Here is a 267-nt window from a genome sequence, read left to right on the forward strand (position 1 = left end):
GATAAGCCGCATCAACATTGGGCCTATGAACGATTTACCGAGACTGGCCCACTGGCGTTATTGCCGATGGCAGATAGCCAAGGTCAACCGCGTTTGTCCCTCGTCTGGGCGCTCGATAATCACCGCGCCCAAACGATGCTCAATGCCCCAAAAGCCGAGTTTTTAGCTGAGTTGCAGCAGGCCTTTGGTTATCGCGCCGGCCAGTTTATCGATGTCAGCGAGCGCCATGCTTATCCGCTAAATCTGTCCTACATGCCAAGGCCAATC

Annotated in this window: 1 pseudogene; it reads left to right on the forward strand. The window is 54.3% G+C overall.

From position 1 onward, the window contains the following. Nucleotides 1–267 (forward strand): annotated as a pseudogene (locus tag B4920_RS26495) (2-octaprenyl-6-methoxyphenyl hydroxylase); the annotation flags it as partial.

This window comes from Zoogloea sp. LCSB751 (genome assembly GCF_002028455.1).
Taxonomy (GTDB): Bacteria; Pseudomonadota; Gammaproteobacteria; order Burkholderiales; family Rhodocyclaceae; genus Zoogloea.